Annotated in this window: 15 protein-coding genes; 6 read left to right on the top strand and 9 right to left on the bottom strand. The window is 59.0% G+C overall.

Features of this window, described 5'->3' with window-relative positions; genetic code table 11:
* Window positions 1-2: 2 nt before the first annotated feature.
* Together lysA and lptM are read right to left on the bottom strand one after the other, a co-directional pair.
* On the bottom strand, window positions 3-1250 hold the full coding sequence (gene lysA, locus AO388_RS04345; protein ID WP_003425829.1) for a diaminopimelate decarboxylase: 1248 nt from the start codon (window positions 1248-1250) through the stop codon (window positions 3-5).
* Between the two features lie 9 nt (window positions 1251-1259).
* Window positions 1260-1406, bottom strand: a complete 147-nt coding sequence (gene lptM / locus AO388_RS26755) for an LPS translocon maturation chaperone LptM (protein ID WP_002555817.1) — start codon at window positions 1404-1406, stop codon at window positions 1260-1262.
* A gap of 237 nt (window positions 1407-1643) precedes the next feature.
* Between lptM and cyaY the strand changes: the two genes are divergently transcribed.
* From cyaY to rnk, 3 genes are all read left to right on the top strand, one after another.
* Window positions 1644-1976 (top strand): iron donor protein CyaY, encoded by a 333-nt coding sequence (cyaY, locus tag AO388_RS04340; protein WP_002555818.1) that lies wholly within the window; start codon window positions 1644-1646, stop codon window positions 1974-1976.
* Window positions 1977-1978: 2 nt separating this feature from the next.
* Window positions 1979-2215 carry a DUF1289 domain-containing protein gene (locus AO388_RS04335; RefSeq protein ID WP_003318094.1) on the top strand — a complete coding sequence of 79 codons (237 nt, stop codon included), beginning with the start codon at window positions 1979-1981 and terminating at the stop codon, window positions 2213-2215.
* A 134-nt stretch (window positions 2216-2349) separates the two neighbouring features.
* Window positions 2350-2757: a nucleoside diphosphate kinase regulator gene (rnk, locus tag AO388_RS04330; protein WP_003367560.1), complete on the top strand. Its 408-nt coding sequence runs from the start codon at window positions 2350-2352 to the stop codon at window positions 2755-2757.
* Window positions 2758-2850: 93 nt separating this feature from the next.
* On the opposite strand, the gene AO388_RS04325 is transcribed toward rnk, so the two are convergent.
* From AO388_RS04325 to rimA, 7 genes are all read right to left on the bottom strand, one after another.
* Complete coding sequence (locus AO388_RS04325; RefSeq protein ID WP_058416108.1) at window positions 2851-5697, bottom strand: class I adenylate cyclase; 2847 nt, start codon at window positions 5695-5697, stop codon at window positions 2851-2853.
* 182 nt (window positions 5698-5879) lie between these two features.
* A complete protein-coding gene (locus AO388_RS04320; RefSeq protein ID WP_003367562.1) occupies window positions 5880-6128 on the bottom strand; it encodes a TIGR02647 family protein in 249 nt (82 codons plus the stop codon).
* Between the two features lie 216 nt (window positions 6129-6344).
* Window positions 6345-6620, bottom strand: a complete 276-nt coding sequence (locus tag AO388_RS04315) for a hypothetical protein (protein ID WP_003344493.1) — start codon at window positions 6618-6620, stop codon at window positions 6345-6347.
* A 91-nt stretch (window positions 6621-6711) separates the two neighbouring features.
* Window positions 6712-8043, bottom strand: a complete 1332-nt coding sequence (gene gltP / locus AO388_RS04310; protein WP_003367565.1) for a glutamate/aspartate:proton symporter GltP — start codon at window positions 8041-8043, stop codon at window positions 6712-6714.
* A gap of 457 nt (window positions 8044-8500) precedes the next feature.
* Entirely contained in the window at window positions 8501-9406 is a 906-nt protein-coding gene (gene rimK, locus AO388_RS04305; protein WP_003318100.1) for a 30S ribosomal protein S6--L-glutamate ligase, read from the bottom strand.
* Window positions 9403-9879, bottom strand: coding sequence for a retropepsin-like aspartic endopeptidase RimB (gene rimB, locus AO388_RS04300; protein WP_003367567.1), 477 nt, complete (start codon window positions 9877-9879; stop codon window positions 9403-9405). Before rimB ends, rimK begins: the two co-directional genes overlap by 4 nt.
* A gap of 16 nt (window positions 9880-9895) precedes the next feature.
* Window positions 9896-10678 (bottom strand): S6 modification regulatory phosphodiesterase RimA, encoded by a 783-nt coding sequence (gene rimA / locus AO388_RS04295; RefSeq protein ID WP_003367569.1) that lies wholly within the window; start codon window positions 10676-10678, stop codon window positions 9896-9898.
* 171 nt (window positions 10679-10849) lie between these two features.
* On the opposite strand from rimA, the gene AO388_RS04290 reads away from it, so the two are divergent.
* The 3 genes from AO388_RS04290 to AO388_RS04280 all read left to right on the top strand — a co-directional run bounded on the left by AO388_RS04290 (window position 10850) and on the right by AO388_RS04280 (window position 14061).
* Window positions 10850-11257: an RNA-binding S4 domain-containing protein gene (locus tag AO388_RS04290; protein WP_044310511.1), complete on the top strand. Its 408-nt coding sequence runs from the start codon at window positions 10850-10852 to the stop codon at window positions 11255-11257.
* Window positions 11258-11434: 177 nt separating this feature from the next.
* Window positions 11435-12337, top strand: coding sequence for an Hsp33 family molecular chaperone HslO (gene hslO, locus AO388_RS04285; RefSeq protein WP_003367572.1), 903 nt, complete (start codon window positions 11435-11437; stop codon window positions 12335-12337).
* 179 nt (window positions 12338-12516) lie between these two features.
* Window positions 12517-14061: a phosphoenolpyruvate carboxykinase gene (locus AO388_RS04280; protein WP_003367573.1), complete on the top strand. Its 1545-nt coding sequence runs from the start codon at window positions 12517-12519 to the stop codon at window positions 14059-14061.
* Window positions 14062-14120 lie beyond the last annotated feature (59 nt).

The raw sequence follows: 14120 nt of genomic DNA, 5'->3' as shown, positions 1-14120 counted from the left end.
GATTACTCCGGCAGCAGGCTTTCGCCAGCGAACAGCTCGGCCACGGTTTCGCGACGACGCACTTCAAAAGCCTGGGAACCGTCGACCAGCACCTCAGCGGCACGGCCACGGGTGTTGTAGTTCGAGCTCATGACGAAGCCATAGGCGCCGGCTGAATGAACGGCCAGCAGATCGCCCTCGGCCAGCGCCAGCTCGCGACCCTTGGCGAGGAAATCGCCGGTCTCGCAGATCGGCCCGACGATGTCGTACGCACGAGGTTCGCTGTCACGCGGACGCACCGCCGTGACATCCATCCAGGCCTGATACAGGGCAGGCCGGATCAGATCGTTCATCGCCGCATCGACGATGGCAAAATCCTTGTGTTCGGTGTGCTTGAGGTATTCGACACGAGTCAGCAGCGCGCCCGCGTTGGCGACGATGAAGCGTCCCGGCTCGAACAGCAGCCCCAGGTCGCGACCGGCCAGTCGCTCACGCACGGCCTTGATGTAGTCGGCCGCCAGCGGAGGTTCTTCGTCGCGATAACGTACGCCAAGGCCGCCACCCAGATCGATGTGGTGCAGATGAATGCCGCAGTCGCCCAGACGATCAACCAGGTCCAGCAGACGATCCAGTGCATCGATGAACGGTTCGAGCGTGGTCAGTTGCGAGCCGATATGGCAGTCGACCCCGATCACTTCGAGGTTCGGCAGTTGCGAAGCGCGAATGTACACGTCTTCAGCCGCTGCAATGGCGATGCCGAACTTGTTTTCCTTGAGGCCCGTGGAGATGTAAGGGTGAGTGCCCGCATCCACGTCCGGATTGACCCGCAGCGATATCGGCGCACGAACGTTGAGTTCAGCGGCCACTTCCTGCAGGCGCTCCAGCTCGTCGGTGGATTCGACGTTGAAGCAATGCACGCCGACTTCAAGGGCGCGACGCATGTCTTCGCGGGTCTTGCCGACACCGGAAAAGACGATCTTTTCGGCTTTGCCACCTGCCGCCAGCACACGCTCCAGCTCGCCACGCGAGACGATGTCGAAACCGGCGCCGAGGCGCGCCAGGACATTGAGCACGCCCAGGTTGGAGTTGGCTTTGACGGCGAAGCAGACCATGTGCGGCATGCCGCTCAGCGCGTCGGCGTAGGCACGGTACTGCGCTTCGATGTGAGCGCGCGAGTAGACATAGGTCGGCGTGCCGAAGCGCTCGGCAATGGCAGACAATGCTACCCCTTCCGCGAACAGCTCACCGTCGCGGTAGTTGAAGGCGTCCATTGGAGTCCCTTAAAGGTGCTTGTGCGATTGCGATTTGGCTTGTTCGTCCGGGGTCTTGGTGTCATCCGGCAGATACAGCGGGCCTTTCTGGCCACAGGCTGTAACAAGACAAGCGACCGCGACAAGCGCAGCAAGCGAAGAGATCAGGCGCTTCATGGCGAAATCCTTTGTAAAAGCATTAATTGCGCCCGAGTATACCGACCACCCGGCACCTTGCCTATGCGAGCGGCGTCCCGTCTGGCGGGCCTTTGGCGTGAAAGCCGCAGCAGAGCGGTGGTTGATCGGATTAATACGATCGTGTGTTGCCAATGATGAGTAAGCTTTGCATTTGCCTGCCTGCGTCCGTATCTTGCCCCTCTGCGCTATTTGCAGACACTTATCGAGGTTCCCGCAATGAGTTTGACCGAAGCCCGTTTTCACGACCTCGTCGATGCGACGCAGCAGGTGCTGGAAGATGTTTTCGACGAGAGCGGCCTGGATGTCGATCTGGAAAACTCGGCCGGCGTCCTCACCGTCAAGTTCGAAAACGGCTCGCAACTGATCTTCAGTCGTCAGGAGCCGCTTCGTCAGCTGTGGCTGGCAGCCCGCTCCGGCGGCTTTCATTTCGATTATGACGAAGAGAACAGCCGTTGGGCATGCGACACCAGTGATGAGCTGCTCAGCGAAATGCTTGCGCGCATCACCCTTGAGCAAGCCGGCGTCGAACTGGATTTCGACGAGATCTGATCGTGAGCCAGTCCCCCGTTCGACCGCCCAAGCCGCTTTTCAGCAACGTCAGCCCGGCAGTAGCCTCTCCGTGTATCAGCCTGTGTCGGCTCGATGAGCAGAAGGTTTGCCTGGGGTGCTTCCGTCATGTCGAAGACATCCGCGAATGGCGCTCGGCCGATGACGACCGCCGCCGCCAGATTCGCCATGAGGCCGATCAGCGTCGAGCCCGCGCCGAGGTTGATCAGGCCGCAGGCTGAAACCGCGTCGGGTTGTGTATTTATTGCGCTGTGTTAGTGTCAGGCCATGCCTCTGCAGATCAGGAGGCTCGTCAAACCCCGCCAATTGGTGGGGTTTTGTTTTATCAGGGAGAATAAAGGAGTCTGCCCAGACCATGACCACAGCACCTTCGATCATCCTCACCCGACTCGATGTACAGCGTCTTGAGAGCTTTATCGCCAGCCAGGACGAAGACACGCCGGGTATCCAGGCGTTGCAGGCCGAACTGGACCGCGCCGACCAGGTGGTTGGCCACGATGAAGTGCCTGCGGGCGTTGTGACCATGAATTCGCGTGTGCATTGCCGCGAAGAAGTCAGCGGCAAGGACTACCACCTCAAGCTGGTTTATCCACAGGATGCGGGCGCGGACGGCACCGTCTCGGTCCTGGCGCCAATGGGCTCGGCGCTGCTGGGCCTGCAAATCGGCCAACACATCGACTGGCCTGCACCGGGCGGCAAGACCCTGAAACTGACCTTGCTGGCAGTGGAGTATCAGCCGGAAGCGGCGGGCGAGTACGAGTAATCGAAGGCGCCGCATCCGCAGAGTGCGTCCGCATCCAGGATGCGGACGCAGAGCGTGCGGAACGATAGGCGCGCGCGGAAGGACAAGCGTACGTCAGGCCTGATCCATCGCCTCGTTCAGCAGCTTTTCCAGTTCGGCCTTGTGGCGCAGGAAGAGAATGCTTTGCCCGTGCTTGCCGTCCAGCAGACCGGACAGGTCCAGGTCGGTGATGTAACAGCGATAGCGCTGGGGCTCCAGGCGTTTGCCGAGGATTTGCTGCGCGACGGCGGCGTACAGTCGATCGCCGTATTCCAGTTCTGAAAACTCGCTGTTGTCGCAGTACAGGGTGGCGTTCAGTTGCCCTGGCGAGGTTTCTTCGATGATTGCCTGCACGTCGTAAAACGCCTTGTCCACTGCAATCGGCACCAGTCGATGTTCGACACGTCGTGCAGGCCCAGCACCGGAGGGCAGCATCTGATAGTAAAGGGTTTCCAGCGTAACCGGCGCGGACGGATCATCCAGCGGCAATGAAGCGCCGCGGCGATAAACCAGCGCGTTCAGAAAGCGCTGCAGCGGCACCAGCAGGCTTTGTTCATCGTGATACGGCAGACGCTGGTGCCAGAGCGAATTGTGTTCGTCGAGTACATACAGGTCAGCATCCGGCTCGTTGACCCGGTAGAACACCTGAATGCACTCAGGCTGACCCAGCGGCAGGATCAGGGACAGATCGTGATCATCGAGTGCCTGCGGGTCCAAGTGCAACGGGCTGTAGGACGACAGTTCCTCACCCAGGTACTTGAACAGACCCGGCAGGCTGTTGACCACCACATGTCCGATCTGACCCGGCTTCATCTCCAGCACGTGATACTGCTGCTGCACCTGAATCAGGTAACGGTGATTGAGCCGCCTCTCCAGTAACAAACGCGCCGTGCCGATCAGTTCTTCAACACGCTGGGCAATCGCGGGCGCGCGGTTGTGGCAGAAGCAGCGCACGTGAATCTGCGGCTGCTTACCACTCTGCGGCAGGCTGCCGAGCAGTTCGCTCATGCAGTCGAGCAGGGCGTGCGGGCCGTCGTAGCGGCTGACCAGGGTTTCGTTCCAGGTATTGAGGGTGATCTGGTCCAGCGTCAGCACCAGATTTTCCCGGACACCCGCATAACTGAGCGAGTCGGTGCGCTCGGTGGTCATCAGAATATTCAGGTCGCGGTGATGCCTGAGCGGATCGACGCCGACATTGATCAACAGCAGGATCTCACTGGGCGTGCTGGGCATCAGCAACGCCTCATCGCTGACCTCGGGCAGAGGCAGTTGAATGCTCTGCTGCAAGGCGCCCATCAGGTTGAACAGCTCGAACTCGCTCAGGTCACTGGCGCCCGGGTGCAATGCCACGCGGGTGGTGCTGTCGATCACGGTATTGCGATGGCACCAGGTCAGCAGGTCAAGCAATTCACGGCTGCGTTTGATGGGTGAGAAATTCGGCCACTCATGAATGCCCAGATTGCCGTTGAACAAGGCCCACTGATGCTTGCCGGGCTCGCGCTTGTCGGGGGAATGCACCAGCGTCAGCGTATCTTCGGCAAGGTCAGGGGCGATGCCCGGGTTGATGAACTCGACCTTGCCCGCCTTGCGCTCAAAAGCCGCATAAAGGCGCCGCCCCAGAATAGTCAGGTCGCGGGCGTTGAGCGCATCGGCAGTGCTTTGCGTTTTGGCGAATCGGCTCTGAAAGCGGTAGCTGTAATTCAACTCGTTGACCAGTGCGCGGCGCTCGCCGGCCACCTGGCGGACTTTCCACTGGCTGCGGCTGTCGAGCAGCGCCAGTTGTCGCTCGTCCCAACCCCACTCCGTCGTCAGGCGTTCCAGCAGTTGACGCTGCCAACCGACGTTGCGCAGGCGGGTCGACCCGGTGAGCTTCTTGTTGACCTTCAGGTACAGGCTGCGCCGCACCAACTCCAGGCGTTCCGGCTCGTTGCGTGCCTGCAGGTGCTCCTCGATACGCCGGTACACGACCACGTAAGGGTCCAGCTCATCCGGGTCCAGTTGATTGGCGAACACCGCTTGCTTGAAACGCAGGCTCAGGCACTGCACGCGAGGATGCTCGCTGGAATAGACCTCGATCAACAGCAGCTTGAGCACAGACTTGTAGGGCGACTCGATGCCTTTGAACAACTGCCACAATCCGGCACCGATGAACTCGGCCGGAGGAATGTGCGACATCGGACCGAGATCGAGCACCTCGCTGGCGCGGATGAAGCGCTTGCTCAGCAGGGTATGGGTGTAATCCTCGTAATTCTGCTCCTCATAGACCGGCACCAGCCACCACATCGGGGTGCGCCCGGCGAGCCAGATCGCCGTGCGATAAAACTCGTCGAGCAACAGGTAATGCTGAGTAGTCCCGCAATCGTCCGAGCTGAGCTGCGAATCGCGCTCGCCACTCTTGAAACGCTGTGGGTCGATCAGAAAAAAATGCGCCTCTGCGCCCATCGTCGCAGCCCAGGCTTCAAGTGCCTGGCATTTCTTGCGCAGTTCGGCGATAGCCTCCGGGTCCAGCTCGCTGTCGTGGCAGACCCAGACATCCATATCGCTTTGTTCAGCCTGAGCCAGTGTGCCGAGGCTGCCCATCAGAAACAGGCCATGAATCGGCTGGGGCGGGTTGCCGTGCCGGGCCTTGTAGGAAAAGGAGCGTGTCAGCCGCTGCGCCTCGGCCAGGGCCAGCGTGTCCGGCTCGTAATGCGAAACGCCAGCAGGCGTGCTGCCGGAAACATAACCGGGCAACAGCGGATGATTGACGTGAAAGAACAGCGGCAGCAGGGTCAGAACGCTCTGCTGGCGAGTCGACATACCTTCCAGCGCACGCGCGTATCGCCCGTCGTTGAGCGACAGGAAACGGTTACGCAGCTGGCTGAGAACCTTGCGGTCGATGCCCTCATCCAGGTCGGGGCGAATTTCAGGATTACGCGTCATCGCAACTCAAGGCATCTGGCCTGTGCAGGCGTGGAATTACCGAGAAAGATGGCGGAGAAGGTTTGCAGCCGAGGGAAGCGGATCCGGTCGGATGGTTATTCTGGCGCCAACGTCCTGTATCGACTGGCGCTCGAATAAGTGAAGGGCCTGCCACGCTTTTTTGTGCGCAGGCCCTGCGCCTGTCAGGCAGCTTGTTTAGAGACGTTGAGGATGGTCAGCAATGATTGGGCATGCTGGGCGGCCTCGAGCCCGAGGCTGGTCAGATAACCGCCATCGACCTGGGTCGTCAGCCCTTTATCGAAGAGTCTTTGTGCTGCTGCGACGGCCGTGGGTGCCGCTACATGGTGGACTTTGAGGCCTTCCTGGGTGTTTCCCAGATTGAACAGTGCAAGGATTTCCAGTTCGGCAACCAACTCAGGGGTATACGACATAGGTACTCCAGACTTTTTGTAGTAGTACGACCTCACCGGCTGGTGGGTGTGCTCTGGAATCGACGTGTCCGATCTGCGCTCGTCGGTTCTGGATGACCGTTAAAGCCGGTTTGGCGTGTGGCCCCGGAGGATCAAGCGGCAGCGGGGCATTTGCAGTGTAGTCAGCGTCTGAAGTGTTTGCAGCATATATCTTGCTGGCATGCTCGGACCGCAGGATTACTTTTCCGGCGGCAGGTCGGGCAGGGCGCGCAGCGCTGCTTCATACCATTGAGTGTCGAACGGACGGTCCTGCTCCAGCAAGGCATCGATCTCGATAGCCAGCACGTGGGCCATCATCTCCAGAATATCCTCACGCTCATAGTTCACCAGGGTCAGCATGTTGAAGACCGCTCTGGCTGCAGGCGGATTACCGGCTTCGATCTGGTTTTCGATGGCTTCGATCAGGGTCGAGGCAGCAAAGTCTTCTTCGTCATTATCAATGTCGTCGGTCATGGTCAATCCTCAGGTAAGGCAGGCAGTCTAACCGGCGACCTGAAAACAACAAACCCCGGAGGTCCGGGGTTTGTCAGTACATTGGCGAAGATCAGTCCGCTGTCGGCTGGCCCATCGGTACAGGCTCTTTGCTGCGCCAGTGCGGCAGGGATTCCCAGTAGCGTTCGCCCTTGGCATCGTCGTACATGCCTTCCCAGCGCGAAATGACCAGCACTGCCAGCGCATTGCCGATCACGTTCAAGGCGGTACGCGCCATGTCCATGATGCGGTCGACACCGGCGATGAATGCCAGGCCTTCCAGTGGAATACCGGCACTGCCCAGGGTCGCCAGCAGCACGACGAAGGAAACGCCCGGTACACCCGCGATGCCTTTAGAGGTGACCATCAGGGTCAGTACCAGCATCAATTGCGCGCCAATCGACAGGTCGATGCCGTACAACTGAGCGATGAAGATCGCTGCGATGCTCTGATAGAGCGTCGAGCCGTCGAGGTTGAACGAGTAGCCCGTAGGCACCACGAAGCTGCAGATCGCCTTCGGCGCGCCATACGCTTCCATCTTCTGGATCACGCGTGGCAGCACGGTTTCGGAGCTGGCGGTGGAGTAGGACAGAATCAGCTCGTCCTTGAAGATGCGCATCAGCTTGATGACCGAAAAACCGAATGCACGAGCGATCAACCCCAGCACCACAAAGGCGAAGAAGGCGATGGCCACATAAACCAGAATCACCAGCTTGGCGAGCGGCAACAGGGAGGCGAAGCCGAAGTTGGCGACAGTCACCGCAATCAGGGCAAACACGCCGATCGGCGCGTAGTTCATGATCATGTGAGTGACCTTGAACATGGTTTCCGAGACACCCTGAAACAGTTTCACCAGCGGCTCACGGACCTCGGCCTGCAGGCTGGAAAGCCCCAAACCGAACAGCACTGAGAAGAAGATGATCGGCAGCATCTCGCCACGCGCCATGGCGGCGAAGATGTTGGACGGGATCAGGTTGAGAATGGTCGCGATAAATGCGTGATCGTGCTGAACCTCGGCCGTAGTCTGCTGATACTTGGAGATATCAACGGTGCCCAGGGTGCTCATGTCGATGCCGGTGCCCGGATGGAACACGTTGGCCAGCACCAGGCCCACCAGAATCGCGATAGTGGTGACGACTTCGAAATAGAGGATGGTCTTGAGACCGATACGCCCCAACTTCTTGGCATCGCCCACACCCGCGATGCCGACGATCAGCGAGGCAACAACGATAGGGATAACGATCATCTTGATCAGACGAATGAAGATATCGCCTGCGGGCTGCAGGATGTTGGTGATCCACCAGGCCTTTTCTGCGCTGAAATGATTGAGTAACGCCCCCACAGCGATACCCAGTACCAGTCCGATCAGAATCTGCCAGGCCAGACTCAGCTTTGCCTTCTTCATATTATTACCCTTGTTCAAAGTGGCTTGGGCACGTCCAAAACCAATGCGCCGAGCTGCTTTTTCAAAGCAGTTTCGGGGCAGAAGCTCCCTTTGGAAATGTCCCGAGAAGGTCACCGCAGACGAGCATCCCAGCTCTGTAGCAGGCGAAAAAAGTCGCAACTATTCCCATGGCGCGCGTATACGTCTAATGCCGTAAACGACTACCTCATGCATGATCGGCATACAAATACGGGAGAAATGTGTTGATTTATGTCACGCGGGAGGATGGCTATTCGGCGCGAAGCTGGCTATTACGTCGCCTTAAGCTGAACAGGGGGATACGGGTACAAAGACGCGATGCAAAGACCCGGACTCGACTACCAGGTCTATTTACCTGATGTACGGTAGCTGAGAGCCCAGGCCAGTCTGTCCGCAGACAGAACGCCGGCCCGAGCAATCTGAACGGGTGCGGGACCCGTCAGCCCTTACCTTTGGTACGGGTCATGTGCGGGCCGCTGTTTTTCTCGAGGTACTCGATGATCATCCCGGCCACGTCCTTGCTGGTGGTCACTTCAATGCCTTCCAGGCCAGGCGAGGAGTTGACCTCCATCACCAGAGGGCCGTGATTGGAACGCAGGATATCCACACCCGCCACGCTCAGTCCCATGACCTTGGCTGCACGCAACGCGGTCATGCGCTCTTCAGGCGTGATCTTGATCAGGCTGGCGCTGCCACCGCGGTGCAGGTTGGAGCGAAACTCGCCCGGTTTGGCCTGACGCTTCATCGAGGCAATGACCTTGTCACCGACCACGAAGCAGCGAATGTCGGCGCCGCCCGCTTCCTTGATGTACTCCTGAACCATGATGTCCTGCTTGAGGCCCATGAAGGCTTCGATCACCGATTCGGCCGCCGTGGCCGTTTCGCACAGCACCACGCCGATCCCCTGAGTGCCTTCAAGTACCTTGATGACCAGCGGCGCGCCATTGACCATCTGGATCAGGTCGGGAATGTCGTCGGGCGAGTGAGCGAAACCGGTGACCGGCAAGCCGATCCCCCGGCGTGACAGGAGTTGCAACGAGCGCAGCTTGTCCCGCGAACGGGCAATGGCGACCGATTCATTGAGCGGAAACACGCCCATCATTTCAAACTGACGCAACACCGCACAGCCATAGAAAGTCACCGAAGCACCGATGCGCGGGATCACCGCATCGAAGCCCTCCAGAGGTTTGCCGCGGTAGTGGATCTGCGGCTTGTGGCTGGCGATGTTCATATAGGCGCGCAGGGTGTCGATCACCACCATCTCATGGCCACGCTCGATGCCAGCTTCGACCAGACGACGGGTGGAATACAGACGCGGATTACGCGAAAGCACAGCGATCTTCATGCAACACCTGAGGAAGTAGAGGCCGGGAACACCGGCTTGTCTTGTACGTAAGTTATGCCCGGATTGACCACCAGCTGGCCGTCGATCAGAGCCTTGGAACCCAGCAGCAGTCGATAACGCATCGACTTGCGGCAGGCCAGTGTGAATTCCACCGGCCAGATACGATCACCCAGGGCCAGCGTGGTGCGAATGACATAACGCACCTGCGCCTGACCGTTGGAGCTTTTAATGGTTTTCATGGCAACCAGTTGCGCCTCGCAGCGACGATGGCGCAACTGCACCACCGTGCCAAGATGCGCGTTGAAGCGCACCCATTTCTGGCCATCGCGTTCAAAAGGTTCGATTTCCGTGGCATGCAGACTCGACGTGCTCGCACCGGTATCGATTTTTGCCCGCAGGCCTGCCACCCCCAGATCGGGGAGCGCCACCCACTCGCGCAGGCCGATGACTGTCAGATGATCGAATGTCTTCAATGTGATTCCGTACTTCTCAAGACTTCTGCCAGGCCTCGGGACTTATCCGGGCCAGGGCTTTGAATGCAGGTTTTGCGAACAGATAACCCTGCATCAGGGAAATGCCGCAGTCGGCGAGAAAGTCCCGCTCCTCCACCTGCTCTATACCTTCGGCAATCAGCTTAATCCCCAAGTCCGAACACATTGTGACAACCCCACGAACAATGGACTGACGCGCGCGATTGCGGTGAATGTCGCGGATCAGGTTCATGTCGAGCTTTATCAGGTCGGGTTGGAAATCCGCGAGCAGCGTCAGCCCGGAATACCCGGCCCCGAAATCATCGATGGCGGTCATGAAGCCGAACTCGCGATACTCGCGCAGAATGTTGCTCAAATGACCGTTGTTGTTCACATGCTCGCTTTCGATGGTTTCGAAAATCAAACGCTCGATAGGGAAGTTGTGTTGCCTGGCGGCCTCCAGCGTACTGCGGATGCACAGCTCGGGACGATACACGGCGTTGGGCAAGAAGTTGATCGATAAACGCTCGGTCATGCCCAGTTTCGCGGCACCAGCAATGGCGGTGGTGCGACAGCTTTGATCGAATCGATAGCGGTTCTGGTCGGTGACCTGACTCAGGACTGACATTGCGCCCTCGCCATTAGGCCCGCGAACCAGCGCCTCATGAGCGAAAATCGACTGGTCGTGAAGGTTCACGATCGGCTGATAGGCGTAGTCAAACGAGAAATCCAGCTCTGGACTGCCAGTGCATCCAGCACACCCTTTTCTAGGGGCGGTCAACGAAGTTGGAAAATCGGTCACGTCGCGCTCCATTTAGGTGTGGGGCAATAAAAAGATGAATAGCTGTTTTTGACAAGTACATATCGGTTACTTCATGTTCATGGCGGCGCAGAAAAAGGGGGCGAGCGTGTGCCGTCGCTTTGTTTATCTGGCCTGGTAAAGTTCAGACTGTCACATTGATGAGGAATTCAAATGGCGCAAAAGCCAGAAGAAGACGATAAGGTCCGCCTGGATAAATGGCTCTGGGCCGCGCGCTTTTTCAAAACACGTGCGCTGGCCAAAGCGGCTATCGAAAGCGGCAAGGTGCACTGTCGCGGCGAACGTTGCAAGCCCGGCAAGGAGCCGCGTATCGGTGACGAGTTTCAGATTCGCATGGGCTTCGACGACCGCACGGTGGTGGTCGAGGCATTATCCATCGTTCGGCGTGGCGCGCCGGAGGCTCAAACGCTGTATCACGAGACGCCCGAGAGCATCGCCAGACGCGAGAACGCGGCGGCTCAGCGCAAGGCCGGCAACCTGGGTGTAACCACCGACGGAAAGCCGACCAAGAAGCAACGCCGGGAGCTTTTCGGTTTCCGCGCCAGCCAGAGCAACGACTGAAACACTGCACCGGGCAGCTCCGGCTATCAGTCCGAAGTGCCATCCAGCTTGGAAGCGCACCGGATAGCTCCTAAAATGCCGGTCAATCCGCATGGCCCACGGCGCTTTCGAGTGCCGGACGGCGTTTGCTCAGCCGCGTGCCATCCATTGTCATTACTTCAGATACCTTTCCTACCTATGCATGATTTCCCGGACATCGATTTCACCCAGCGCTTCATCTTCGACGAAAGCGACGTTCGCGGAGAACTGGTCGCTCTGGAGCGCAGTTACGCCGAAGTGCTCGCCAAGCATCCCTATCCGGAGCCGGTCGCGCAGTTGCTCGGCGAACTGATGGCGGCGGCTGCGCTGCTCGTCGGCACCCTCAAATTCGACGGCCTGTTGATCCTGCAGGCTCGCTCCAGCGGCGCAGTGCCATTGCTGATGGTCGAGTGCTCCAGCGAGCGTGAGTTGCGTGGCATCGCTCGCTACGACGAATCGCTGATCAACCCCGGCGCGGGCCTTCAGGACATGATGCCTGACGGATCGCTGGCGCTGACCGTCGACCCGCGCCAGGGCCAGCGTTATCAGGGCATCGTGGCGCTGGACGGGGTCGACTTGTCGGAAAGCCTCTCCAACTATTTCGTGATGTCCGAGCAGTTGGGTTCGCGTTTCTGGCTCAAGGCTGACAGTCACCGTGCGCGTGGCTTGCTGCTGCAACAATTGCCCGCCGCGCAGATCACCGACGCTGAAGAGCGTGATGCCAACTGGGAGCATGTCATCACCCTGGCCAACACCCTCACGGCCGAAGAAATGCTGAGTCTGGATAACCAGACCATCCTGCATCGCCTGTTTCACGAAGACCCGGTTCGCCTGTTCGATATTCAACCGATCTGCTTCCGTTGCAGTTGCTCTCGCGAACGATCTGCCAATGCGCTGGTCAGTCTCGGGCTGGAGGACGCGCAGCAATTGGTTATCGAGCACAACGGCACGATCGAGATCGACTGCCAGTTCTGCAACGAACGCTATCTGTTCGATGCCACTGACGTCGCGCAGCTGTTTGCTGGCGGCGGTGTCGATTCGCCATCTGACACGCGCCATTAATCATCGCGTAAAGGGCCTCAGAATACGGTGTGGGCCCCTGTAATGCTGTTCTGACAGGAGGGTCCTACCATTTCCGGGCATTTCTGGCATAATCCGGCCCACTTTTACGCTGTAGTAGTGGTTGTTTTTTTACTACAAAACCGTTTGGAGCACTCGGCCACAGGCCGACGGGGAACCTCATGACGCAAACCAACAACGCTGTGTACACCGATCTGAGCACCGACGAACTGGTCAAGGAAGCCCTTGCCCGCAAAGAAGGCGTACTTTCCGATACTGGCGCACTGGTTGTGGAGACAGGCCATCGTACTGGCCGTTCGCCGGTCGATCGTTTCATCGTTGAAGAGCCGAGCACTCAGGACGCCATCGCCTGGGGCCCGATCAACCGCAAGTTCCCGGCCGAGAAATTCGACGCCCTGTGGAACCGTGTCGGTGCGTACCTCGCCGAGCGCGAGCGCTTCGTTTCCCATGTTCATGTAGGCTCCGATCCTGCGCACTACCTGCCCGTCAAGATGACCACCGAGACTGCGTGGCACAATCTGTTCGGCCGTTGCCTGTTCATCAACCCTGAACAGTACAACCCGGCTGGCAAGGACGAGTGGGAAATCCAGAACGCGCCATGGTTCGTTTGCGACCCTGAGCGTGACGGCACCAACTCCGACGGCACCGTGATCATCAACTTCGCAGCCCGCAAGGTACTGATCGCAGGCATGCGTTATGCCGGCGAAATGAAGAAAGCCATGTTCTCGGTGCAGAACTTCCTGCTCCCGGCTTCCGACGTTCTGCCGATGCACTGCGCAGCCAACATGGGCGAAGAGGGCGATGTAACCCTGTTCTTCGGCCTGTCCGGCACCGGCAAAACCACCCTGTCCGCCGACGAAAGCCGTTACCTGATCGGTGACGACGAACACGGCTGGGGCGAAGGCGTGGTGTTCAACATCGAAGGCGGTTGCTATGCCAAGTGCATCGACCTGTCCGAGAAGAACGAGCCGGTCATCTGGAAAGCCATCCAGCACGGCGCGGTACTGGAAAACGTCGTACTCGACCCGGTTACCAAAAAAGCCGATTACGCCGACAGCAGCCTGACCCAGAACAGCCGTGCGGCCTACCCGCGCGAACTGATCGAAAAACGCGCACCGAAAAACCTCGGTGGCGAGCCGAACGCCGTTATCTTCCTGACCTGCGACCTGACCGGCGTACTGCCGCCTGTGTCGATCCTCAGCGAAGAACAGGCCGCCTACCACTTCCTGTCGGGTTACACCGCACTGGTCGGCTCGACTGAAATGGGTTCGGGTTCGGGCATCAAGTCCACCTTCTCCACCTGCTTCGGCGCACCGTTCTTCCCGCGTCCGGCTGGCGAATACGCAGAACTGCTGATCAAGCGCATCCGTGGCTTCAAATCCAAGGTCTACCTGGTCAACACCGGCTGGACCGGCGGTGGCTACGGCGTCGGCAAGCGCTTCAACATCCCGACCACCCGTGGCGTGATCGCAGCGATCCAGAGCGGCGCACTGATCGGTGCCGAAACCGAGCACCTCGACACCATCAACCTCGACGTACCGAAGTCGGTACCCGGCGTCGATACCGGCCTGCTCAACCCACGTAACACCTGGGCTGACAAAGCCGCCTACGACGAAGCAGCAAAAGCACTGGCTGGCCTGTTCGTGGAGAACTTCAAGAAGTTCGACGTGAGCGACGCCATCAAGGCTGCGGGTCCGAAGTTGTAAGAAGCTTTAATTAGCCTCTTTAAAAAACCGCCTTCATCAGGCGGTTTTTTTTGGTCCTG

Source organism: Pseudomonas sp. ICMP 10191 (assembly GCF_001467335.1).
GTDB classification, from domain to species: domain Bacteria; phylum Pseudomonadota; class Gammaproteobacteria; order Pseudomonadales; family Pseudomonadaceae; genus Aquipseudomonas; species Aquipseudomonas cerasi.
This window is presented reverse-complemented; position numbering and strand designations above follow the sequence as displayed.